20 protein-coding genes and 1 tRNA gene are annotated in these 21,788 nt (G+C 60.8%); 10 read left to right on the top strand and 11 right to left on the bottom strand.

Going from position 1 to position 21,788, the window contains the following annotated elements; all coding sequences use genetic code 11:
- Window positions 1-274: 274 nt before the first annotated feature.
- Entirely contained in the window at window positions 275-1,666 is a 1,392-nt protein-coding gene (gabP, locus tag FFI16_RS25145) for a GABA permease (RefSeq protein WP_017138655.1), read from the top strand.
- A 279-nt stretch (window positions 1,667-1,945) separates the two neighbouring features.
- Here gabP and FFI16_RS25135 read toward each other — a convergent pair whose 3' ends face one another.
- Both FFI16_RS25135 and FFI16_RS25130 read right to left on the bottom strand, forming a co-directional pair.
- A complete protein-coding gene (locus tag FFI16_RS25135) occupies window positions 1,946-2,359 on the bottom strand; it encodes a hypothetical protein (protein ID WP_138817268.1) in 414 nt (137 codons plus the stop codon).
- A gap of 72 nt (window positions 2,360-2,431) precedes the next feature.
- Window positions 2,432-3,340, bottom strand: coding sequence for an alpha/beta fold hydrolase (locus tag FFI16_RS25130; protein ID WP_138817267.1), 909 nt, complete (start codon window positions 3,338-3,340; stop codon window positions 2,432-2,434).
- A gap of 170 nt (window positions 3,341-3,510) precedes the next feature.
- Between FFI16_RS25130 and FFI16_RS25125 the strand changes: the two genes are divergently transcribed.
- Together FFI16_RS25125 and FFI16_RS25120 are read left to right on the top strand one after the other, a co-directional pair.
- Window positions 3,511-4,476 carry an arsenic resistance protein gene (locus tag FFI16_RS25125; protein ID WP_138817266.1) on the top strand — a complete coding sequence of 322 codons (966 nt, stop codon included), beginning with the start codon at window positions 3,511-3,513 and terminating at the stop codon, window positions 4,474-4,476.
- Between the two features lie 88 nt (window positions 4,477-4,564).
- Entirely contained in the window at window positions 4,565-6,172 is a 1,608-nt protein-coding gene (locus FFI16_RS25120; RefSeq protein ID WP_138817265.1) for a glycosyltransferase family 39 protein, read from the top strand.
- An 8-nt stretch (window positions 6,173-6,180) separates the two neighbouring features.
- On the opposite strand, the gene FFI16_RS25115 is transcribed toward FFI16_RS25120, so the two are convergent.
- The 5 genes from FFI16_RS25115 to FFI16_RS25095 form a co-directional block, all read right to left on the bottom strand.
- On the bottom strand, window positions 6,181-6,855 hold the full coding sequence (locus tag FFI16_RS25115) for a hypothetical protein (protein WP_138817264.1): 675 nt from the start codon (window positions 6,853-6,855) through the stop codon (window positions 6,181-6,183).
- 166 nt (window positions 6,856-7,021) lie between these two features.
- Window positions 7,022-7,097, bottom strand: a tRNA-Phe gene (locus FFI16_RS25110).
- A 103-nt stretch (window positions 7,098-7,200) separates the two neighbouring features.
- A complete protein-coding gene (locus FFI16_RS25105) occupies window positions 7,201-7,473 on the bottom strand; it encodes an oxidative damage protection protein (protein ID WP_056860676.1) in 273 nt (90 codons plus the stop codon).
- Window positions 7,470-8,537 carry an A/G-specific adenine glycosylase gene (gene mutY, locus FFI16_RS25100; protein ID WP_138817263.1) on the bottom strand — a complete coding sequence of 356 codons (1,068 nt, stop codon included), beginning with the start codon at window positions 8,535-8,537 and terminating at the stop codon, window positions 7,470-7,472. The genes FFI16_RS25105 and mutY overlap by 4 nt, the downstream gene beginning before the upstream one ends.
- Window positions 8,534-10,756 (bottom strand): AsmA family protein, encoded by a 2,223-nt coding sequence (locus tag FFI16_RS25095; protein ID WP_138817262.1) that lies wholly within the window; start codon window positions 10,754-10,756, stop codon window positions 8,534-8,536. Before FFI16_RS25095 ends, mutY begins: the two co-directional genes overlap by 4 nt.
- 326 nt (window positions 10,757-11,082) lie before the next feature.
- On the opposite strand from FFI16_RS25095, the gene FFI16_RS25090 reads away from it, so the two are divergent.
- From FFI16_RS25090 to FFI16_RS25060, 7 genes are all read left to right on the top strand, one after another.
- On the top strand, window positions 11,083-12,744 hold the full coding sequence (locus FFI16_RS25090) for an OFA family MFS transporter (protein ID WP_065930809.1): 1,662 nt from the start codon (window positions 11,083-11,085) through the stop codon (window positions 12,742-12,744).
- A gap of 292 nt (window positions 12,745-13,036) precedes the next feature.
- On the top strand, window positions 13,037-13,633 hold the full coding sequence (hisB, locus tag FFI16_RS25085; protein WP_138817261.1) for an imidazoleglycerol-phosphate dehydratase HisB: 597 nt from the start codon (window positions 13,037-13,039) through the stop codon (window positions 13,631-13,633).
- Window positions 13,633-14,271 carry an imidazole glycerol phosphate synthase subunit HisH gene (gene hisH, locus FFI16_RS25080; RefSeq protein ID WP_138817260.1) on the top strand — a complete coding sequence of 213 codons (639 nt, stop codon included), beginning with the start codon at window positions 13,633-13,635 and terminating at the stop codon, window positions 14,269-14,271. Before hisB ends, hisH begins: the two co-directional genes overlap by 1 nt.
- Entirely contained in the window at window positions 14,271-14,528 is a 258-nt protein-coding gene (locus FFI16_RS25075) for a DUF2164 domain-containing protein (RefSeq protein ID WP_005783916.1), read from the top strand. The genes hisH and FFI16_RS25075 overlap by 1 nt, the downstream gene beginning before the upstream one ends.
- Window positions 14,529-14,567: 39 nt before the next feature.
- Window positions 14,568-15,305: a 1-(5-phosphoribosyl)-5-[(5-phosphoribosylamino)methylideneamino]imidazole-4-carboxamide isomerase gene (gene hisA, locus FFI16_RS25070; RefSeq protein WP_008435688.1), complete on the top strand. Its 738-nt coding sequence runs from the start codon at window positions 14,568-14,570 to the stop codon at window positions 15,303-15,305.
- Window positions 15,306-15,314: 9 nt separating this feature from the next.
- Window positions 15,315-16,085 carry an imidazole glycerol phosphate synthase subunit HisF gene (hisF, locus tag FFI16_RS25065; protein WP_017138643.1) on the top strand — a complete coding sequence of 257 codons (771 nt, stop codon included), beginning with the start codon at window positions 15,315-15,317 and terminating at the stop codon, window positions 16,083-16,085.
- A gap of 66 nt (window positions 16,086-16,151) precedes the next feature.
- Window positions 16,152-16,907, top strand: a complete 756-nt coding sequence (locus FFI16_RS25060; protein WP_138817259.1) for an ABC transporter substrate-binding protein — start codon at window positions 16,152-16,154, stop codon at window positions 16,905-16,907.
- On the opposite strand, the gene FFI16_RS25055 is transcribed toward FFI16_RS25060, so the two are convergent.
- The 4 genes from FFI16_RS25055 to FFI16_RS25040 form a co-directional block, all read right to left on the bottom strand.
- On the bottom strand, window positions 16,860-18,152 hold the full coding sequence (locus tag FFI16_RS25055; RefSeq protein WP_138817258.1) for a Vps62-related protein: 1,293 nt from the start codon (window positions 18,150-18,152) through the stop codon (window positions 16,860-16,862). The genes FFI16_RS25060 and FFI16_RS25055 overlap by 48 nt on opposite strands.
- Window positions 18,153-18,215: 63 nt before the next feature.
- On the bottom strand, window positions 18,216-19,001 hold the full coding sequence (locus tag FFI16_RS25050) for a divergent polysaccharide deacetylase family protein (protein WP_138817257.1): 786 nt from the start codon (window positions 18,999-19,001) through the stop codon (window positions 18,216-18,218).
- 1 nt (window position 19,002) lies between these two features.
- Window positions 19,003-20,316, bottom strand: a complete 1,314-nt coding sequence (locus tag FFI16_RS25045) for a S41 family peptidase (protein WP_138817256.1) — start codon at window positions 20,314-20,316, stop codon at window positions 19,003-19,005.
- Window positions 20,317-20,346: 30 nt separating this feature from the next.
- Window positions 20,347-21,642 (bottom strand): murein hydrolase activator EnvC, encoded by a 1,296-nt coding sequence (locus FFI16_RS25040; RefSeq protein WP_138817255.1) that lies wholly within the window; start codon window positions 21,640-21,642, stop codon window positions 20,347-20,349.
- Window positions 21,643-21,788 lie beyond the last annotated feature (146 nt).

The following is a 21,788-nucleotide window of genomic DNA, read 5'->3' as shown; positions in this document are numbered from 1 at the left end:
CCTTTTATGGAGCGTCACGTACTTTTTGTGTGTGTTTTTGGTGCGTGTTTTCGTGCCGCAGGTGGGTCGCACGGTAACGCTATAGCGGAATGCCATTGTTCTCAACGACTTGCGTGAACTGATGAATTGTCCTACAGGCCGCGTCAATCGCGGCTCTGTTACATTTTGGCGCAAATCTTGCGTAAAAAATAAAGAACGCCCCGTTGGATTCTTTTCACGAGAAAGCGTGCAGGCCGGGCGGACCGTTTTCGCAATTCCTCGCAAAGGTGTGTCAATGAGTAGTACGCAAAGCTCCAATGACCTCGAACAGGGGCTCAAACCGCGTCACGTCACCATGCTGTCGATTGCCGGCGTTATCGGTGCCGGTTTGTTTGTCGGCTCCGGCCACGCGATTGCAGCCGCCGGCCCCGCTGTACTGCTGGCTTACGCCGCTGCGGGCACGCTGGTGGTGTTGGTGATGCGCATGCTCGCCGAAATGGCCGTGGCCTCGCCGGACACCGGTTCGTTCTCCACCTATGCCGACCGCGCAATCGGTCACTGGGCCGGATTCACCATCGGCTGGCTGTACTGGTGGTTCTGGGTGCTGGTGATTCCACTGGAAGCCAACGCCGCCGCGACCATCCTGCATGCCTGGTTCCCCGATGTGGCGATCTGGGCGTTTACACTGATCATCACCTTGCTGCTCACGGCCACTAACCTGTTCAGCGTGAAGAACTACGGCGAGTTCGAGTTCTGGTTTGCGTTGATCAAAGTCGTGGCGATCGTAGCGTTTGTGATCCTCGGCCTTGCGGCAATTTTCGGCTTCCTGCCGACCAGCCAGGTCAGCGGTGTTTCGCACCTGTTTGACACCCAGGGCTTCATGCCCAACGGCATGGGCGCGGTATTGGCGGCAATCCTGACCACCATGTTCTCGTTCATGGGCACCGAGATCGTCACCATTGCAGCGGCCGAATCGAAGAACCCTGGCCAGCAAATCACCAAGGCCACCAACTCGGTGATCTGGCGGATTGGTTTGTTCTATCTGCTGTCGATCTTCATCGTGGTGTCCCTGGTGCCTTGGAATGATCCGACCCTGGCGGCGGTAGGTTCCTACCAGACCGTGCTTGAGCGCATGGGCATCCCGAATGCCAAGCTGATCGTCGACCTGGTGGTATTGGTTGCCGTGACCAGCTGTCTCAACTCGGCGCTGTACACAGCCTCGCGCATGCTGTTCTCCCTGGGCCGTCGCGGTGATGCACCGGCCGTGGCCAAGCGCACCAATAAAAGCGGCACGCCTTACTGGGCAGTGTTGCTGTCGACGGGTGCTGCGTTCCTGGCGGTATTCGCCAACTACGTGGCGCCGGCGGCAGTGTTCGAATTCCTGCTGGCCAGCTCCGGCGCTATTGCGCTCTTGGTGTACCTGGTAATCGCCGTGTCGCAACTGCGCATGCGCCAGAAACGCACGGCAGCGGGCGAGAAGATTGTGTTCAAGATGTGGCTGTTCCCGGGCCTGACCTATGCGGTGATGGTGTTCATCGTCGGCACGTTGACCATCATGCTGTTCCAGGAAGCCCACCGCGTCGAGATCATCGCGACCGGCATTCTGAGCTTGCTGGTGGTGTTGGCTGGGCTGTTTGTGGCGAGCCGTCGCAAGGCGCAGAAGGTAGGCGCTGCGGTGCTCAATTGATGTGATGAACTGCGGTGCCATATGCGCCGCAGTTCAAAAAAGTGTGGGAGCGGGCTTGCTCGCGAAAGCGGAGTGTCAGTCGCCGAATGTGCTGGCTGACCCACCGCATTCGCGAGCAAGCCCGCTCCCACAGTTGTTTTGTGTCAGTCAGCTGAATTGGCCAGAAACACTGAACCCTGTGGGAGCGGGCTTGCTCGCGAAAGCGGAGTGTCAGTCGCCAGATGTGCTGGCTGATCCACCGCATTCGCGAGCAAGCCCGCTCCCACATTTTGTTTTATATCAGTCCTGAGCGTTGGCCAGCGCCTGGGAGGCCGCCACGTAATCGGCCTGGAACTGCGGGGATTCAATCCACGCCAGCGCCGCGGCTTCATCCTCGGTATCCGTCGCCCACTGGCGATATTCGATCAGCGCCGCCAGGATAAAATCGGTCGCGTCTTCTTCGCCTTCCTGCTCCAGCACCACGGCCAACAGTGGGTGCGCCAGGAATGCCGCACACAGCGCCTGCTGGCTGGTTTCGCCGGCGGCGCGCATCTCGACAAACAACTCGGTCAAATCCACCGACTCAAGGTCAATGCGGCTGTCGTCGCCAGCGAACGCATCCGGCTTGGTCGCGACGGCGCGCTGGGTGCGGTTTTGCTTGGCCTTGGCCTTGGCCCGGTGGGCACGTTTTTGCTGCTTGTTCGGCGAGGCCATGGGCTCAACGTCCTTGGGTACTTAATCAGGGTGGGGTATTGAAGCGCAGGTTGGGGGAAATCCCAAGGGAATCTAGACGCGCTGACCGGGTGTGCTTGGCGCCAGCTCGCCTTTTTGCAGCCATTGCAGCGCAATCGGCCACAACCGGTCCTGATATTCACTGCGAAAAAAAGCGAAATGCCCGACGGCTTTTTCGCTGATGTCATCGGGCGCGATTCGCAGGTGAGTGCGCGCGCTGTTTTCAAAATAGCCCAGCAGTCGCTCAATAGCTGCCACTGTGCCAAACGGATCGTCGGTGATGCTGATAGCCAGCAACTGTGCCTTTACCCGGGCAAAGGGCAGCTCGCTCAGGCCACGCCCGCTGGGGCGCGTTTCATAGCGCGGCGTCGGCATGGCCCAGTCGCGCACCACGCCTGCTGGCGTATCTTCCAGCCAGCCCAAGTGCTTGCCGGGGAAATAGCCGTACAGGGTCGTCACCAGCGGCATCACCACGTGCCATTTGGCAAACATGCGCCAGCGCCCGCTCGCCGCGTAATCGCGCCAGTACGCAAACTGTGCACCGACCGTCACGATGCGCCGAATCACCGCGCCGCAAGCGCCGAGCCCTGCCGCGCAGCCCCCAAAACTGTGGCCGACCACATCAATCGGCTGCCCCGGAAACTCCCGCTGTGCGCGCTGCAGCATCGCCTCGAAATCCAGCACACCCCAGTCCGACCACGACGCCTTGAAGCCTCGCAACGCGCCGCTGCGGGATTCGCCGATGCCACGGTAGTCGTAGGTGATCACGTCGAAACCGTTGGCAAACAGGTAGTCGGCGAAGCGTGAATAGTGGCGGCAGCGGACCGAGGTGGCGGCGTTGATGATGACTACGGGGCGTTCGAAGTCGGTGCGCGGGTGGCGCCAGGTGAAGCCGCCAATCAGGTAGCCGTCGGCGGCGAGCTCGCCGAATTTTTGTGGGGCAGGGCGGGTGGGCAGGTTCATGGGTCGGCTCGATACTTGCGCTTTTGGGGTGGGCTTGAGGGCCGCGCGCTTTTTTAAGAAACCGAAACTAACAAATTTGGCGCGTGAAGGGCGCAGGAAATTTCGCGATGCTCGACCTCGGCGCTCCCGGTGCTTAGGCTTGCGATCTATTGATCAGCCAGAGTCAGCCCATGACCCGCGACACCCTCGAACACAACCAGATCCCGATCTACTTCGTCGCCGTGCTCCTGGCGGCCGCATTTGGCGTGTTCGTCCCTTTGTCAGCCCAAGGCCTTGGCGTACTGGTCACGCCTGCCATTGCAGTGCTGATGTACGCCATGTTCCTGCAAATTCCGTTTCTGGACTTGCGCCAGGGTCTGGGCAACAAACGCTTCATTGGCGCATTGCTGCTGGCCAATTTCATTCTGGTGCCCTTGCTGGTGTGGGTGTTGACCCGAGGCCTGGTGGAGCGCCCGGCGTTGCTGGTTGGCGCGTTGCTGGTGTTGCTCACACCGTGTATCGACTATGTGGTGGTGTTTACCCATATCGGCAAGGGTGACTCGCGGCTGATGCTGGCGGCGACGCCGGTGCTGTTGTTGCTGCAACTGGTGCTGCTGCCGGTGTACCTGAGCTTCATGCTGGGCGCGCAGTCTGCTGTGGTGGTGGCGGTGGGGCCGTTTGTCGAGGCGTTCCTGTTGCTGATTGTGCTGCCGATGGTCCTGGCGGTGTTGACCACCTCCCTGGCGCGGCGCTCAAGCACTATCAATCTTTGGAACAACGCCTGGGCCTGGCTGCCGGTGCCGGCGATGGCGCTGGTGTTGTTTGTGGTGATCGGCTCGCAGATCACTTCGGTGGTGCGCGATATCGCGTTGTTGCTGCCGGTGATCCCGGTGTACCTCGGCTTCCTGTTGCTGGCGCCGCTGCTGGGCGCGCTGGCTGCGCGGCTGTTTGCGTTGCCCGCTGTGACGGCGCGGGCGGTGACCTTCAGTGCTTCGACGCGCAACTCGTTGGTGGTGCTGCCACTGGCGTTGGCGCTGCCTGAAGATGTGCGCGGGCTGGCCGCCACGGCGGTGATTTTGCAAACCCTGCTGGAGCTGGTGGGCGAGCTACTCTACATCCGGCTGATTCCCGCGCTGGTATGGCGCGCCGGTCGATAGATCCATAAATACTCGGATTTGTTCAGGCGTTATTCAGGGGTGGAGTCGGCACCATGGACTCGGCGTTCCCCACCTGAAAGGACATTCGATGGACCACCGCAGCCGTTATCGCCTAGAGTCGCTGGGCCTGTTTCTGATCGCTTTATTGCTGTTTACCTTGGGCATCTGGGACGAGCAACCCCAAGGCTTTGACGGGCGTTGGGCGTTGTTCATGCAGGAAATGTTTCGCCATGGTGCGAGTCTTTTCCCTACCACCTACGGCCAGCCGTACCCGGATTACCCCGGCACTGCGACCTTTTTCAGCTTTGTGTTTGCCCGCCTGTTCGGTGCGCCGAACCACCTGGCCAACGTGCTGCCGACGGCCCTGGCTGCGGCGGGCATGATCGCCCTGGTCTATCGCCTGCTGGTGCCGTTCAGTCGGCCTTGGGCGTTGCTGACAGTGCTGCTCACGTTGCTCACCACCCAACTGCTCGATAAGTCGCGCTCGGTCTGTCTGGACCTGATGGTCGCGCTGTTATGCGTAGGCAGCTTCTACCTGCTGCACACAGGCGAGCGTCTCGGGTCACGGCTTCGACAGTTGGCGGTACTCCCGTTGTTTGTGCTGGCCTTCGCGATTCGTGGGCCTTTGGGCCTTATCGAAGTCTGCGGCGTGGTGTGCGTTTACTGGGCGCTGGGCCGGCCGGGTGAGCGGGTCAAGCAGGTGCTGATCCATGGTTTTGTCGGGCTGGCGTTGCTCGGGGCCTGCTGGTGGGCGTTGATGAAGCTGGCGCGGGTCAGCGGTGGCGATGCCTTTGCTGACGATGTGTTCAGGATGCAAGTCAGTGGGCGCCTCGACGAGTCCGGCGAGCCGTTCTATTTCTACTTCAAACTGAGTTTGTACCGTTACTTCCCGGTGGTGCCGTTGGCCTTGGCGGCGATGATCGCGCTGCGGCATCGCTGGTCTGAGCGCTGGGCCAACGAAGACATACAAATGGTCGTGCGCTTGGCGGCCTGTGGCCTGATGATCTTGCTCGGGCTGTCGGTGCCGCACTTCAAGCGCGCTTACTACATTCTGCCGATGGTGCCGATGTTTGCCGCTGTCGCTGCCTATGGGCTGCTCCAGGCGCAAAACTGGTTCGTCGGCGTGCGCCGCTGCTACGAATGGCTTGTCGTGGCGCTACCGGCGCTGTGCGTGGTTGTGTTGTTTATCTGCCGGCACACCTGGCAGAAGTACGGTTACTGGCCCGACGTGTCGCTGTCGCCGTTGATTGGCGTGTGGGTGGTGCTGCAAGTGGCGGCGCTGATTGCCTGGCGTCGCCCGCTGCGCCTGGTATGGCTGAGTGTGATCGCCCTGGCGGCGCAATGGGTGCTGCTGGTGATGGTGATCGATCCGGCCAAGGACCTGCAATACGACACCCGCAAGTTTGTCAGCCAGGTAGAGGCACTGCGCGCGTCGCAGCCGGGGCCATTGGTGTTTGTCGACCTTGGCCGCGACACTTGGGCTATCCGTTACATGATGAACCTTGACCACGATGAGCAGCCGCTGTTCGTCGCCGGTAACGAGCCGGAAAAGCTCGCCACCTTGCCGCGTCCATCCTGGGTGCTGGTGCCGCGCAAAGAAGCGGCACTGCTCAAGGGCACGCCGATGCAGCAGCAGGCGCCTAACTTCGAAGGGCGGCTTAACGACAACCCGCTGATGGTGTTTCTACTGAAGTAGGCAGGCGCCTACTTGCACTGGTAGCCCTCGGGCATCGTCACGGTGTAGTTGCGCTGCACACGGTCCTGGAAGTTGAGGTTCTGCAGGCCCTGTTCGACCAGGAAGGCTTCGATCTTGGCGGCTTGGCAATCTTCGTTGTAGGACATCACTCGCAACACGTACACCGCGCGCCGGCTAACTTCATCACGCGCGGTGGCGGTGAAGGTGGTGAGCGTGGTGTAGCCGGTGCGCTCCGAGGTGCCCACCGGACCGTAGGTGGTGTTCGGCTTGCTGGTGCAGGTCAGCTGGTCGGCTTTCTTTTTGTTCTTCTTGCATTCGGTGGTGGTGCTGGTGGGCACCTGGCCGTAATCGGTGGCGGTGTAGCGGTAAGTGACCTGCTTGCTGTCGACATCCAGGACGATGGTCATTTTGATCGGCCCATGGTTCTTGGGCAGGCTGGCATCGGTGTACACCTCGCGAAACCCCTGGTCCTTCATGGCGCTGACCATGTCCCGCAGGTAGTAGCGGGCATTGAGCGTGTTTTGCGCACTACCGCCCACGGACGTGGTCACCAGCACCAGCGCCTGTCGATCAAAGTGATAGTCCGGATCGGGTGTTGCGTTGATCGAGACATCCATTTGTGTGGCGCAGCCACTGAGCAACGCCGTCAGCAGCAACAGCGCGCAGAACAAGTACCGGTTCATCAAATAACTACCTTGCAACAGAAAATTCAGTAACAGCTAAACGATTGAGCGGCGGGATAAATAACCCTCGGGTGTGGATCGGGCTGGGCATTGGCTCGCGGCCACTAAATCGTAGGCAATAAAAAACCCCAAGGAATCATCTTCGCTTGGGGTTTTTCGGTATTAGTGGTGCCCAGAGACGGAATCGAACCGCCGACACGGGGATTTTCAATCCCCTGCTCTACCGACTGAGCTATCTGGGCAACGGGGCGCATTAAACGGGTTTTTCAGGGGGTCGTCAAGCAAGTTTTCAAAAAATATTTAATTATTACCGTCGCTTACGTGCCGACCCCGGTTTTTGATCAATTATTGAGCAGGCGGCACGTAACCGTCGGCCTTGGCGTAATCCTCGCCGGAAAAGAACTTATCCATCTCGCCCGCCAGGTATTTGCGATCTTCGGCGTTCATCATGTTCAGACGCTTTTCGTTGATCAGCAGGGTCTGGTGTTTCAGCCAGTCACCCCAGGCTTGGGCAGAGATATGCTCGAAAATATCCTGGCCCTTGGCACCTGGGTACGGAGGACGTTCCAGGCCTGGCAGTTCTTCTTTGTACTTGCGGCACATTACGGTGCGGGTCATGACGAAACTCCTGCGTTCAATACGTCGGCCGCGCGCTTCAGCAGTTTTTTCACCGGGGCAGCAAGGCCCAGGCGCGGCGGGGTGGCGAGGTTATACCAGAGCCAGTCGGCCTCGGCCACGTGATGGGCGGATTCCTCGACTTGCACCAGCCAGGGTTCGATGGCCAGTTGGAAGTGGCTGAAGGTATGGATCAGCCCCGGCAGAGCCTGTTGCTCGCCCAGTGCCAGCGCGTGCTGGTTGGCGAGGTGTTCCAGGTCTTCCAGGTCATCGAGTTCCGGCAAGCTCCACAAACCGCCCCACAGGCCCGTGGACGGGCGACGGTACAGCAGAATTTCGCCCTCGGCGTTGGCCAGCAGCGGCATCAGCGTGCGCTTTTGTGGGATGGTCTTGCGCGGCTTGGGGATCGGGTAGCGCGTCTCCAGGCCGAGCATGTGGGCTTCGCAGCCCTTTTCCAGCGGGCACAGCAGGCAACTTGGCTTGCTGCGCGTGCAGAGCGTGGCGCCCATGTCCATCATTGCCTGGGTGTAGGCGTTGACGCGATCGTGTGGCGTAAAGCGCTCAGCGGTGGCCCAGAGCTGTTTCGCCACCTTCGGCTCGCCTGGGTAGCCTTCTTGCGCAGTAAAGCGCGCCAGCACGCGTTTGACGTTGCCGTCCAGGATCGGTGCGCGCAAGCCCATGCTCAAACTGGCGATGGCACCGGCGGTGGACAGGCCAATGCCGGGTAGCTCAGTGAGCTTTTCCACATCCTTGGGGAATTCGCCGCCGTATTCAGCGACCACGATTTTGGCAGTCTTCTGCAGGTTGCGTGCGCGGGTGTAGTAACCCAGGCCGGTCCACAGGTGCAGCACTTCATCTTCCGGCGCGGCGGCCAGGGCTTCGACCGTCGGCAAGGAAGCCATGAACCGGTCGAAGTAGTTGAGTACGGTGCTGACCTGGGTCTGTTGCAACATGATCTCCGAAACCCACACCCGGTAAGGCGTGATGCCCTGTTGCCAGGGCAGGTCATGGCGACCGTGGCGGTCGTACCAGTCCAGCACCGCCTGTGAAAACTGCTCGTTTCTCATCGTTTGAACAGGCCTTTAAGGGCGTCTTTAAGCTGCGGATTGACCTTGTCGAGCTTCTCTTCGATTTTGTCGCTGAGCTTGTTGCCGGCGGCTTTGATGGCGACCTGGGTCAAGCCGTCCTTGTCCAGGCGGCAGGCCTTGGCGCCCAGCTCCAGCGGGCCACGGCAGCGCAGCGGCACTTCGATGTTCTGGAAGTTGGCGCCCACCTGGCAGGCCGGGTCCGGCACGTCGCGCTGGTCGCCTTCGACGATGATGCCAACGCGGTAGTCCATGCCCAGCACGCGCAGGTCGACGTCACCGTTGCCGTTGACCGCCAGGCCTGGAATCCGCACTTTGAGGTCGGGGTTACTCGCCACGCCGTTACGCAAGTTAAGGGTGCCGCGCAGTTCCTGGAACGGCGTGTCCTTGCCCTGTGGCGTAGTGCTCAGTGTTTTGCGATTGAGCAGCGCAATGCCGGTACACAGTTGCTGTTCAATGTTGGCATTGAGCAGCGCGCCGTTGTTGATCACAAAGCTGGCGGTACCGTTGAGGCTGTCGATCAGCGCTTTCTGGCTGTTGCCACGGCCGGTGAGGTTGCTGTCGAGAGTGACCTGGCCTTTGACCGGCGGGTTTTGCCCCTGGGCTTGCAGGATACGTTCAACCGGTACTTGCTTGATGTGGGTTTGCAGCGCTAGCAGCGGGATGTCCTGGCGCACATCGAGTGTGCCGTTGGCCTGGAAGGTGCCGTTGTAGAGGCCGCCGCTCAAGGTGTCGAGCTTGAGCTGGCCATCGGCGCCGGAGGCTTTGAGCGCTGCATTCTGGATCGGCAGCTTGCTTAAGGTCAGTTGCCCAAAAGCCAGGTCGGCGTTCACGTCCAGGGCGCGCAGGCGGGTCAGTGGCAGCAGCTTGTCGGTGCTCCACGCGCCTTTGGTTGGCGCTTCCGGCAGCGGTGTGGTGCCACCGGCGGCCATGGCGCCGGCTTCGCTGTTCTGCACTTCGGCCTGGCGGGCGGCGGTTGCACCTTTGGCCGATTCGGACTTGGCCGGCAGGTAGTTGTCGGCATTGAAGGTGTCGCCCTTGAGCTGCACGCGCAGGGCTTGCTTGGCGAAGTCATCCACGGCGATGCGGCCGGTGAAGGTGCTGCCGTCGAGCTTCAGGTTCAGGTCTTCCAGCGCCACGCTGGTGGGCGTGCCCTTAAGGCGGCTGACCAGCTCGACCTTGCTCAGGCTGCCGTCAGCCATGGGCGGCAGTGGGTGGCCGACGCTGTCGAGGAACTTGGCCAGGTCAAACTGGGCAATCGACAGCGCGCCGCTGACTTGCGGGGTTTTGTTCAGGTCATTGACCTTCAGTTCGCCCAAGGCGCGCAGTTGGTTGGCGGAGAGCTTGAGGTTGGTCCACTCGGCGATGTTGGCCGCCAGGTCCACCAGCAATTGGCCCTGGGTGGAGAAGGTCACGGTCTTGCCTTGCAGCGGCTCGCCGGTGGCTTCGCCGCTGAGTTTCATGTCTTCGAACTGGTAGCGCTGCAGGGCGCGCTGGATGCGCAGGTTGCCGTTCAGCTCGGTTTTGACCCGCATCAGTGGCTGGTTGCTGCCCAGGAAGGCGGTGAGCTTGAGTGGAATGCTCGCGCCTTCGTGTACGGCACCGGCGCTCAGCTGGATGCTTTCGGCGCTGAACTGTTTGCCGGTCTGTTCATCGTTGTATTCAACGCGGGCGTTGTTGATGGTCAGGCTGTCGATGTCCAGGCGGATCGGCTTGGGCGGCTTTTCCGGTTCGGGCTCGGCCGGGGCTTGCGCTGGGGCAGGGGCAGGGGCGCTGGCCGTTTCGGTCGCATCCGGCAGGTTCTTGCCGATGTCTTCCCAGTTGCCATGGCCTTGCTTGTCGCGGTTGAGGCGCAGGTTCAGGCCTTCGACACGCACATCACTCATCTGCACTTCGCGGCGCAGCAGCGGCAGCACGCGTACCGACAGGCCAAGCATCTGCAAGTCGGCGAACGGTTGGGTCGGGGCGGTGAGGGTCGCTACGCTGGCTTCATGCAGCTCAAGGCCCAGCCAGGGGAACAGGCTCCAGCCGATATCGCCATTGAGCGTCAGCTCGATGTGGGCCTTGTCGCGGGCAATCTGGCGAATCTCGTCTTTGTAGTCGTTGGGATCGAAGAGGTGGGTCAGGGCAAAGCCCAGGGCCACAATGATCAGCAACAGCCCGAGGAGTACCAGACCCAGGATTTTGCCGAACGCTTTCATGGGCGAGTCCTTGTATGTCGATTTCAAAATTTAGCCGCAGAGTATAACGCCCGAAGGCCTGCGTCAGTTCACGCATCGTTACATTGTATCTAGCGCCGGCAAAATCGGATTTTTACGCCAGACAGATCAGATTGAGTGAAAAAGGTGATGTCAGTTTGGTTTTTCTGTCATCCACTGGTGCTAATCTTCGCGGGTTCGTCTGTCGTCTGCGACACAACGTCGCGTTTAAATGGAGCTTTACTCAACAACAACGGCCAACGCTCTGCGTGCAAGGTCGAGGGAGAGAGCGCCTGACGGACACATACTAATAACTGGGGGAAACACCAATGAGCACTAGCACTGCGGCCGGCAGCACTGCCGCGCAGCCTGCGTTCCTGTCCAAGGAGCGCATTATCGCCAAGCCCGGGTTCAACCGCTGGCTGGTTCCGCCGGCCGCTCTGGCCATCCACCTCTGCATCGGCATGGCCTACGGGTTCTCGGTGTTTTGGCTGCCTCTGTCCAAAGCACTGGGTATCACCGCGCCGGTCGCCTGCGCGCCGGACATGAGCTTTATCGCGCAAGTCTTCTCGTCCCAGTGCGACTGGCCCATCTCGATGCTGGGCTGGATCTACACCCTGTTCTTCATCTTCCTGGGTTGCTCGGCAGCCATCTGGGGTGGCTGGCTGGAACATGCCGGGCCACGTAAAGCCGGCGTTGTCTCGGCCTTGTGCTGGTGCGGCGGCCTGTTGATCTCGGCGCTGGGGATTTATACCCACCAGATCTGGCTGATGTGGATCGGCTCCGGTGTGATTGGCGGTATCGGCCTGGGCCTGGGTTATATCTCGCCCGTATCGACGCTGATCAAGTGGTTCCCGGACAAGCGCGGCATGGCCACCGGCATGGCGATCATGGGCTTCGGCGGTGGCGCAATGGTGGGTGCACCGTTGGCCGCAGCGCTGATGGGCCATTTCGCCTCGCCAACCAGCGTGGGCGTGTGGCAGAGCTTTGTGGTCATGGCCGTGATCTATTTCGTGTTCATGATCGGTGGCGCACTGTCGTACCGCGTGCCGCCGACCGGCTGGAAGCCTGAGGGCTGGACCGCCCCGGCGAAAAAAGCCAGCAACGCGATGATCACCCACCGCCACGTGCACGTGAACGTAGCGTGGAAAACCCCGCAATTCCGTTTGGTGTGGCTGGTGCTGTGCCTGAACGTGTCCGCCGGTATCGGCATCCTCGGCATGGCTTCGCCGCTGCTGCAGGAAGTATTCGGTGGCAAGTTGCTGGGTGTGGATGTGCCGTTCGGTCAACTGGACGCGGGCCAGTTGGCCTCTATTGCGGCCATCGCTGCAGGTTTCACTGGTCTGTTGAGCCTGTTCAACATCGGTGGCCGGTTCTTCTGGGCGTCGTTCTCCGACTACCTGGGCCGTAAAAATACCTACTTCGTGTTCTTCGCCCTGGGCTTTGCCCTGTACGCGCTGATCCCGAACCTGGGGCACCTGGGCAACGTGGCGCTGTTTGTGGCGGCGTTCTGCATCATCCTGTCGATGTACGGCGGCGGTTTTGCGACCGTGCCTGCGTACCTGGCCGACCTGTTCGGCACCCAGATGGTCGGCGCGATCCACGGTCGCCTGTTGACCGCATGGGCGGCGGCGGGCGTGCTGGGCCCGGTGTTGGTGAACTACTTGCGTGAGTATCAGCTGAGCATCGGCGTTCCGCGCGCTGCGGCCTACGACATCACCTTGTACATCCTCGCAGGCCTGCTGGTGCTGGGTTTCCTCTGCAACCTGCTGGTGCGCCCGGTGGCCGACAAGTACTTCATGACCGACGCCGAACTGGCTGCCGAACAGGCGCTGGGCCATGACAAAGGCGCCGATGCCAGCACTTCGCTGGAGTGGAAAGCGGCTCCTGGTACTGTGCCGATGGCCATTGCCGCTTGGCTAGTGGTGGGTATTCCGTTGGCGTGGGGTGTGTGGGTGACTCTGCAGAAGACGGCGGTGTTGTTCCACTAACACCGCAACCCCCTGTAGAAACAGGGCTTGTGTGGGAGCTGGCTTGCCTGCGATAGCATCACCACGGTGTAACTGAAATACCGAGGTGTCTGCATCGCAGGCAAGCCAGCTCCCACACTGGATCTCTACTCGTTTCAAGAGAGCGGCTGGGCGCACCATCCTGGAGCGCCTGCTTGTATGCACATGTCTATCTCCGACACTCCATCAGTCTTATCCCCTTCGATGTTTCTGTTTAGCGCCCGCGCCCCTATAATGGCTGCCTTTTTCGCCCAATGATTTTGCGGAGCTGGTAATGGCTGAACGTAAGGCGTCCGTCGAGCGCAACACTCTGGAAACCCAGATCAAAGCCTCGATCAACCTGGATGGCACCGGAAAGGCCGAATTTAAAATCGGTGTACCTTTTCTTGAGCACATGCTGGACCAGATCGCCCGTCATGGGTTGATTGATCTGGAAATCGTCGGTACGGGCGACCTGCACATCGACGATCACCACATGGTGGAAGACGTGGGCATCACCCTCGGCCAGGCGTTTGCCAAGGCCATCGGCGACAAAAAAGGTATCCGTCGCTACGGCCATGCCTATGTCCCGCTGGATGAAGCGCTGTCGCGTGTGGTCATCGACTTCTCCGGCCGCCCAGGCCTGCAGATGCACGTGCCTTACACGCGTGCCAATGTAGGCCGCGGCTTCGATGTCGACCTGTTCCAGGAGTTCTTCCAGGGCTTCGTCAATCACGCACTCGTCAGCCTGCACATCGACAACCTGCGCGGCACCAACACTCACCACCAGATCGAAACCGTGTTCAAGGCTTTCGGCCGCGCACTGCGCATGGCCGTAGAGCTGGATGACCGCATGGCCGGGCAAATGCCGTCGACCAAGGGCGTTCTGTAATGCAGACGGTCGCGGTTATCGATTACGGCATGGGTAACCTGCACTCGGTGGCCAAGGCGCTCGAGCACGTGGGCGCCGGCAAGGTGCTGATCACCAGCGACGCCAATGTGATTCGCGAAGCCGACCGCGTGGTATTTCCAGGCGTTGGCGCGATTCGCGATTGCATGGCCGAGATCCGCCGCCTGGGCTTTGACAGCCTGGTGCGCGAAGTCAGCCAGGACCGCCCGTTCCTCGGCATCTGCGTGGGCATGCAAGCCTTGCTCGACAGCAGTGAAGAGAACGGCGGCGTCGACTGCATCGGCCTGTTCCCCGGCCAGGTAAAGTTCTTCGGCAAAGATTTGCACGAAGACGGCGAGCACTTGAAGGTGCCGCACATGGGTTGGAACGAAGTCAGCCAGACCGTCGAACACCCGCTGTGGCACGACATCCCTGACCTGGCGCGCTTCTACTTTGTGCACAGCTACTACATCAATGCCGGTAACCCGGGCCAGGTGGTGGGCGGCGGGCATTACGGCGTCGACTTCGCCGCAGCGCTGGCCGACGGTTCGCGCTTCGCCGTGCAGTTCCACCCGGAGAAGAGCCATACCCATGGCCTGCAATTGCTGCAGAACTTCGCCGCGTGGGATGGTCGCTGGTAATGGCCAAGAAGCCGAAGCCGCCGATCTTGAACCTCACGCCCGAACAGGAGCGTGAGGCTACCGACAAGATCAAGCGTTTCATGGAGGACCGTTTCGAGCTTAAGTTAGGCTCGTTCGAGGTCGCCGAGATTCTTGAGCTGTTCACCACCGAAGTGGCGCCGCACTATTACAACAGGGCGATTTTCGACACGCAGACGCTCCTTAAAGAAAGGTTCGAAAGCATCGAAAGCGACTTGTGGTCGCTTGAGAAACCCTGATTTCCCAAGCATTGCTGAATATCGAATAAGGTTTGCCAGATGCTGATTATCCCCGCTATCGATCTCAAGGACGGCGCTTGTGTACGCCTGCGCCAAGGCCGCATGGAAGATTCCACCGTGTTCTCCGATGACCCGGTGAGCATGGCTGCCAAATGGGTAGAAGGGGGCTGCCGTCGTCTGCATCTGGTGGACTTGAACGGCGCCTTCGAAGGCCAGCCAGTCAATGGCGAAGTGGTTACCGCCATCGCCAAGCGCTACCCGAACCTGCCGATCCAGATCGGCGGCGGCATTCGCTCCCTGGAAACCATCGAGCACTACGTCAAGGCTGGCGTGAGCTACGTAATCATCGGCACCAAGGCCGTGAAAGACCCGGCGTTTGTGGCCGAAGCCTGCCGCGCGTTCCCCGGTAAAGTCATCGTAGGCCTGGATGCCAAAGACGGTTTCGTCGCCACCGACGGCTGGGCTGAAATCAGCACCGTGCAGGTCATCGACCTGGCCAAGCAGTTCGAAGCCGACGGCGTGTCCGCCATCGTTTATACCGATATCGCCAAAGACGGCATGATGCAGGGCTGCAACGTGCCGTTCACCGCAGCGCTGGCCGCCGCGACCAGGATCCCGGTGATCGCCTCCGGTGGCATTCACAACCTGGGTGACATCAAGTCGCTGCTGGACGCCAAGGCGCCCGGCATTATCGGCGCCATCACCGGCCGCGCGATCTACGAAGGTACTCTGGACGTCGCCGAAGCCCAGGCTTACTGCGACGCCTACAACGGCTGAGGACTGACCATGGCGCTGGCCAAACGCATCATCCCTTGCCTGGACGTCGACAACGGTCGCGTGGTCAAGGGCGTCAAGTTCGAGAACATCCGCGACGCCGGGGACCCGGTGGAAATCGCCCGTCGCTATGATGAGCAAGGTGCCGACGAGATTACCTTTCTCGACATCACCGCCAGCGTCGACGGCCGCGACACCACGCTCCATACCGTCGAGCGCATGGCCAGCCAGGTGTTTATCCCGCTGACCGTGGGCGGTGGTGTGCGCACCGTGCAAGACATCCGCAACCTGCTCAACGCCGGTGCGGACAAGGTCTCGATCAACACCGCTGCCGTGTTCAACCCGGAGTTCGTCGGCGAAGCCGCGCAGCACTTTGGCTCGCAATGCATCGTGGTCGCCATCGACGCCAAAAAAGTCTCCGGCCCGGGCGAAACCCCGCGCTGGGAGATCTTCACCCATGGCGGTCGCAAACCCACCGGCCTGGACGCGGTGGAGTGGGCGATGAAGATGGAAGCCCTGGGCGCCGGTGAAATCCTGCTGACCAGCATGGACCAGGACGGCATGAAAAACGGTTTCGACCTGGGCGTGACCCGTGCCATCAGCGATGCGCTGGGCATTCCGGTGATCGCCTCCGGCGGCGTTGGCAACCTGCAGCACCTGGCCGACGGCGTGATCGAAGGTCACGCCAGTGCCGTGCTGGCGGCGAGCATTTTCCACTTTGGCGAATACACCGTGCCTGAGGCTAAAGCCTATATGGCTGCGCGCGGTATCGTCGTTCGCTAAACGCTGCTGGACACCCTGGCAGGCGCGGGGCACTCTCTGCGCTTGCCATGGATTCCGGTAGCCTTCATGTTCAAGACCCTTCTGCTTGCCCTCGCCAGTACGTCCATTCTGTTGACGGGCTCGGCTCGTGCCGAGGAACCGTCCGACGCCTCCCTGGTGTTGCTGACGGAAAACTTCCCGCCCTACAACATGGCGAAAAACGGCAAGAACTTCGCGAAGGAAGAAAACATCGAGGGCATTGCCGTCGATATCGTGCGCGAGACGTTCAAGCGTGCCGGCATTTCCTACAACCTGACTTTGCGTTTTCCTTGGGAGCGAATCTACAAACTCGCCCTGGAAAAACCCGGCTATGGCGTCTTTGTGATGGCGCGCCTGCCGGACCGCGAAGCCCTGTTCAAATGGGTCGGCCCCATCGGCCCGGATGATTGGGTGATGCTGGCCAAGGCCGACAGCAAGATAGAACTGACAGACCTTGAACAGGCCCATCGTTACAAGATCGGCGCCTACAAGGGTGACGCCATTGCCGAGACCCTGGAAAAGCAGGGCCTTAAGCCTATCGTCGCACTGCGTGACCAGGACAACGCGCAAAAACTGGTGGATGGCCAGATCGACCTGTGGGCCACCGGTGATCCGGCGGGCCGTTATCTGGCCCGCCAGGTGGGGGTGACCCAACTGAAAACCGTGCTGCGCTTCAACAGCGCCCAGTTGTACCTGGCGCTGAATAAAGACGTGCCGGATGAGGTGGTGGCCAAGCTTCAGGCAGCACTCGACCAGTTACGGGGTGAGGGTGGTGTCGATCAGATCATGGCCCGTTACCTCTAGTTCGGGCTCTGGTTGAGACACTTCTACCGGTAGAGGCTGTTCATCAGGCAGCACCTCGGCGTTTGGATAATCGCTCATGTAGATGTTGTCACCATTGGTATAGCTGGCCGTGCTTGAAACCTGGCTGCCGTCCTGTCGCAGCAGGCGGTATTCGCTTTGGACAAGGTACGCCGCAACGGCTTTTTTTGGCGGAACATAAGTGATGATTTCCAGCGACGAAGCCTGGTTCCAGCCTTTCGCTGAGCGCTGCGTGTGTGTGAAGTCGCGATCCAGGTGCGCCGAAAAACTCAATTCGAAGACGTGTTCGCCCACCGGCCACTCTTTGCCCATACCGATGCTGGTGTTGGCCGCCAGTGCCTTGGCAGTCCCTTCTACTTCACCTTTTGCGGCCGTCCACATGAATGGCTGGCTGGTAGCCTCAGTGTTGTGCCCGAAACCGACACACAGGTGACGGTCCGTGCGCTCCAGGCGGTAGATGGGCGATGCCTGAAACTGTTCGATCACAGCCAACTCCGGGTCTTTGACACAGAACCATGGCAGCTCGCACACCTGAGGCGCGTGGATGGACTCATCATTGCCCGGGCTTTCGTACCCGCTGAGCGCGGGTGGTGGCGGCAGGTCGTGCAACAGCGCTGTCAATGTCAGGCGCAGTGAATAGGCCTCAAGGCTTGGCCTGGCATAACTGCCATTGCCGATGAAGGTGCCGGGCGCGAGGTATATTTCGCCCGCAGGTGCATGGGGAGGTGTCACTGACCAGAGGCTCAAGTCGTTGGTGGCGCCGCTGCCTTTATCGTCCCAGATCAATTCGCCCGCTTGAGCGGCCATCACCAGGTCTTTTCGCACGCACCGCACGGCATGGAGTGAGGGTTTGTCGTAGTCCACGCCGTACACCAGCCCCATCGCCACATAGCCCTCTGGCGGCAGCGGGCGCCAGATGGACGCATTGCCCAGCGCTCCGGAGCCTTCATCCTCCCACACCAATTGATAATCGACTGGCGCACGCAGGGCCGTGCCGTCGACGCTGTTCACGTCGCTGACGACGGCGACAACGTTGCCGTAGTTGATATTGCGGTAGTGGTTGACCGCAATATCACCCAAGGTAAAAAACGGTCTCAGGGCATCGGAGGCGGTGCTCGGCCGCCAGAGGCCGACGGCTTTATGCGCGCCCGAACCCTTGTCGTTCCACAGCGGTAGAAACTCGCTGGTAAAGCTGATGAGCAGGTCATTGAATTGCAGAGGCTTCATGGAGGGCTCTCCAGTTGATGGGAGCATCAACTATTGAGCAGGGCAGTCGGTACCGAGCGGTAACTATCTACGCGCCGGAAGATACGTACCGTTTTTGCCGTGTGCCGCCATGGCTTGGTTGCTGCGCACACTGATCATCAACTTGATATCAATCCAGTCGATGCCCTGCGCCTTGAGCTTGGGCAACTCACGCTCCAGCACTGCCAGGGTCTGTGGGTAAGGGTGGCCGATCATTACCACCGAGCCTTGTTTGTGCGCCAGCTTGATTGCGGTTTGCAGTTGCGTGCCAATCGCCGCTTCGGTGCGTTCGTCATCCAGGAACACATCCCGCGAGACATGCGCCAGGCCGATCTTCTGCGCCTCGGCGGCGGCGACGGTCTGCGCGCTGGTGCGGCTGTCGACAAAGAACTTGTTGCGCCGTTGCAGCTCGGCCATCAACCACGCCATCGCGGCTGGTTGGGCGGTCATGCGGCTGCCCATATGGTTGTTGATGCCGGCGGTGTAGGGCACAGCCTTGAAGGCGGCGTCCAGGCGCTTGCCGAGTTCTTCGATGGGCAGCTCGGGGTGCCAGGCGAACGGGCCGGTGGCCGGGTCCATGGGCATGTGCAGGATCACTATCTTGCCGGCCTTGTGCGCTTCACGGGCGAATTCAGCGGCGTGGGGCGTGTCGGGCATGATCGCCGTGGTCACTGGCCCAGGCAGGGCCAGCACGCGACGATCCCGGGGCAGGTTTTGCCCCAGGTCGTCGATGATGAGGGTCAGGTAGGCTTTTTGCGGCTCGCCTGCCGGCGTCGCGTGGGCGACGCCGGCCAGGCTGCACAGCAGAGCGATGATCAGGGCAAAACGCATATCAACGGCTGCGCGTAATGCTCAGGCCTTTAAGCAGGCTCAGCGCCTGGGCCAGTTGGTAGTCATCGTCCTGCGGCATCGGCTTGGCTTTGGTGGCGCTGCCGGTCGGCTGGTCGGCGCCGCCGTTGCCATTGCCCAAGTGACCTTGCAGGTCGGCCTCTTTGTAGTACTCGCTGTCGACCTCGTTGGTGATCTTGGCCCGGCGCACTTCGATGTCCGGCACGATGCCCTGGGCCTGGATCGAGCGACCGTTCGGCGTGTAGTACAGCGCCGTAGTGATCTTCAGTGCGCGCTCGTTGTTCAGCGGCAATACGGTTTGCACCGAGCCTTTGCCGAAGCTGGTGGTGCCCATCAGTACGCCGCGCTTCTGGTCTTGCAGGGCACCGGCGACAATTTCCGACGCCGAAGCGCTGCCGCCGTTGATCAGCACGGCCAATGGCACGCCTTCGCTCAGGTCGTTGCCGGTGGCCGAGAAGCGCAACTCGGAGTTGGCGATACGGCCTTTGGTGTAGACGATCAGGCCTTTGGTGATGAAGTGGTCGACCACTTCCACCGCCGATTGCAGTACGCCGCCTGGGTTGTTGCGCAGGTCGAGCACGATGCCATTTAGCTTCTTGCCGTTGTCTTTGCGCAGCTTGGCCAAGGCCTTGGCCACTTCGTCGCCGGTCTTGACCTGGAACTGGGTGATACGAATGTAACCGTAGCCCGACTCCAGCAACTGGCTCTTCACGCTCTTGACCGTGATGGTCGCGCGGGCCAGGGTCACGTCAAACGGGTTGCCGCCGTCGCGCACCAGGGTCAGGGTGATTTTCTGGCCGAGTTTGCCGCGCATCTTGTCGACGGCTTCGGTCATGGTCTGGCCACGGGTCGGCTGGCCGTTGATCTTCACGATCAAGTCGCCAGCCTGAATGCCCGCCTTGGACGCAGGGGTGTCATCAATCGGCGAGACCACTTTGATCTGGCCATCCTCGGAGCCGACTTCGATGCCCAGGCCGCCGAACTCACCGCTGGTACTTTCCTGCAGTTCGGCAAAATCTTCCGGCCCCAGGTAAGCGGAGTGCGGGTCGAGGTTGCTGAGCATGCCCTTGATGGCATTTTCCAGCAGGGTCTTGTCGTCTACGGGTTCGACATAGGCTGCCTTGATCCGGTCCATGACCTCGGCAAAGGTACGCAGCTCGTCCAGCGGCAGCGGCGCCTTGGTGGTCGCGGCGGTGGCGGCGGGTGCCGGTGCAGCCTGGTCGGCAAAAGCCAGCGGCGCGCCGATCACCAGGGCGATCGTCAGGGCCAGCGAAGTGAGGCGGGACAAATGCAGCATGTCGAACGAACTCCTAATGTAGGTGCAGCCCTATCCTTGGGAACGGCACCATTGTGCAGGGTCGCTCGGGCGGCCCTGCTGACGAATAGCGAAGTACAGCGCCGGGGTGTCCTGGCCACCACTGTTACCGACAGTGGAGATGGATTCACCGGCTTTTACAACATCACCTGCCGACTTGAGTAATGTCTGATTGTGGCCATAAAGGCTCAAATAGCCATTTCCGTGGTCAAGAATCACCAACAAACCGGCGCCGCGCAGCCAATCGGCAAATACCACACGGCCACCGTGAACGGCGTGGACCTGGCTGCCGGCAGCGGCACTGATCATCACCCCATCCCACTTGGCGCGGGTGTCATCGCCACGGGTTTCACCAAAGCGTGCCAGTAATCGACCATCAACTGGCCATGGAAGTTTGCCGCGGGCTGAAGCAAAAGGGCCGCCGAAGTTCTCGCCGGAGCTGGAAACCAGCGGCCCAGGCGCTGCACGCGCCGGTTTACGCGGCGCCGGCGCGTCAGTGGTGGCGGCCAGCTCGGCTTCACGCTGGCGCTTTTTTTCCGCTTCCTGCTGGGCGATCAGCGCTTTCTGCCGCGCTTCTTCGGCCTCACGTGCCTGGCGCGCCAGGGTTTCTTCGATGGTTTTGAGCACTTTGCCCAGGTCTGCCTGGTCCTGCTCGCGGGCCTGGAGCTTGGCGTCGCGGGCCTTCACGTCATCGTTGAGCTTGGCCAGGGCTTGCTGGCGCTCTTTGCGCACCTTGTCCAACTGGTCGCGCTGGGTGTCGAGGGCGGTTTTCTGATCCATCAGTTGCGACTGCTGGTCGGCGATTTCCTGCTCGACATTGGCCAACTGGCGCAGGGTTTCATTAAAGCCCTTCAATTGCGCCAGGCGCGCCTTGCTCAAGTAGTCGTAGTAAGTAAGGGTGCGGGCGAATTTCTCGGGGTTCTGCTGGTTGAGCAGCAGCTTGAGGTATTCCTGGCGGCCGCTCTGGTAGGCGGCGCGGGCCTGGATCGCGATCAGGCGTTGCTGTTCAACGCGTGCGCTCTGGAGTTTTTTTTTCTCAGCGTCGAGTCGCTCCAGTTCCGACTCGCTCTTCTTTAATTCTTTTTGTAGCTCCTGGACCTGCTTCTCAAGCTTGCCCATCTCGGTTTCCGTGCCGCGCAGGTCTTTCTGCACCCCGGATTTTTCTTCCTGGAGCTTGCCGAGCAGTTTTTTCAGCTCGGTAATGTCCTGACGCGTAGCGTCCAACTGTTGTTGGGTTTGTGCGCGCTCATCGGCAAACGCCGGTTGGAGCAAGCAGACTAGAGCGAGGGTAATCAAGGCGCGAAGCATAGAGGCGGGCGACACCAGGGAAAGGGACGGCCTAGTATGCCCGCCAAGCGCTGCAAAAAAAACGCCCAATTCGGGCTGGAGAGCAAGATATCTCACGGACGCCACATGCAGATGTGGGAGCTGGCTTGCCTGCGATAGCGGTGTGT

Source organism: Pseudomonas sp. KBS0710, assembly GCF_005938045.2.
Lineage (GTDB): Bacteria > Pseudomonadota > Gammaproteobacteria > Pseudomonadales > Pseudomonadaceae > Aquipseudomonas.
The sequence above is the reverse complement of the archived record's forward strand: the minus strand, read 5'-3'. Positions and strand labels throughout refer to the sequence as shown.

Excerpts from the sequence above, each read along its gene's own strand:
- hisA (WP_008435688.1), top strand. The coding sequence starts at position 14,568 with ATGCTGATTATCCCCGCTATCGATCTCAAGGACGGCGCTTGTGTACGC.
- hisF (WP_017138643.1), top strand. The coding sequence starts at position 15,315 with ATGGCGCTGGCCAAACGCATCATCCCTTGCCTGGACGTCGACAACGGT.
- FFI16_RS25120 (WP_138817265.1), top strand. The coding sequence starts at position 4,565 with ATGGACCACCGCAGCCGTTATCGCCTAGAGTCGCTGGGCCTGTTTCTG.
- FFI16_RS25060 (WP_138817259.1), top strand. The coding sequence starts at position 16,152 with ATGTTCAAGACCCTTCTGCTTGCCCTCGCCAGTACGTCCATTCTGTTG.
- FFI16_RS25055 (WP_138817258.1), bottom strand. The coding sequence starts at position 18,152 with ATGAAGCCTCTGCAATTCAATGACCTGCTCATCAGCTTTACCAGCGAG.
- mutY (WP_138817263.1), bottom strand. The coding sequence starts at position 8,537 with ATGAGAAACGAGCAGTTTTCACAGGCGGTGCTGGACTGGTACGACCGC.
- FFI16_RS25115 (WP_138817264.1), bottom strand. The coding sequence starts at position 6,855 with ATGAACCGGTACTTGTTCTGCGCGCTGTTGCTGCTGACGGCGTTGCTC.
- hisH (WP_138817260.1), top strand. The coding sequence starts at position 13,633 with ATGCAGACGGTCGCGGTTATCGATTACGGCATGGGTAACCTGCACTCG.
- FFI16_RS25095 (WP_138817262.1), bottom strand. The coding sequence starts at position 10,756 with ATGAAAGCGTTCGGCAAAATCCTGGGTCTGGTACTCCTCGGGCTGTTG.
- FFI16_RS25130 (WP_138817267.1), bottom strand. The coding sequence starts at position 3,340 with ATGAACCTGCCCACCCGCCCTGCCCCACAAAAATTCGGCGAGCTCGCC.
- gabP (WP_017138655.1), top strand. The coding sequence starts at position 275 with ATGAGTAGTACGCAAAGCTCCAATGACCTCGAACAGGGGCTCAAACCG.
- FFI16_RS25075 (WP_005783916.1), top strand. The coding sequence starts at position 14,271 with ATGGCCAAGAAGCCGAAGCCGCCGATCTTGAACCTCACGCCCGAACAG.
- FFI16_RS25125 (WP_138817266.1), top strand. The coding sequence starts at position 3,511 with ATGACCCGCGACACCCTCGAACACAACCAGATCCCGATCTACTTCGTC.
- FFI16_RS25040 (WP_138817255.1), bottom strand. The coding sequence starts at position 21,642 with ATGCTTCGCGCCTTGATTACCCTCGCTCTAGTCTGCTTGCTCCAACCG.
- hisB (WP_138817261.1), top strand. The coding sequence starts at position 13,037 with ATGGCTGAACGTAAGGCGTCCGTCGAGCGCAACACTCTGGAAACCCAG.
- FFI16_RS25090 (WP_065930809.1), top strand. The coding sequence starts at position 11,083 with ATGAGCACTAGCACTGCGGCCGGCAGCACTGCCGCGCAGCCTGCGTTC.
- FFI16_RS25045 (WP_138817256.1), bottom strand. The coding sequence starts at position 20,316 with ATGCTGCATTTGTCCCGCCTCACTTCGCTGGCCCTGACGATCGCCCTG.
- FFI16_RS25050 (WP_138817257.1), bottom strand. The coding sequence starts at position 19,001 with ATGCGTTTTGCCCTGATCATCGCTCTGCTGTGCAGCCTGGCCGGCGTC.
- FFI16_RS25105 (WP_056860676.1), bottom strand. The coding sequence starts at position 7,473 with ATGACCCGCACCGTAATGTGCCGCAAGTACAAAGAAGAACTGCCAGGC.
- FFI16_RS25135 (WP_138817268.1), bottom strand. The coding sequence starts at position 2,359 with ATGGCCTCGCCGAACAAGCAGCAAAAACGTGCCCACCGGGCCAAGGCC.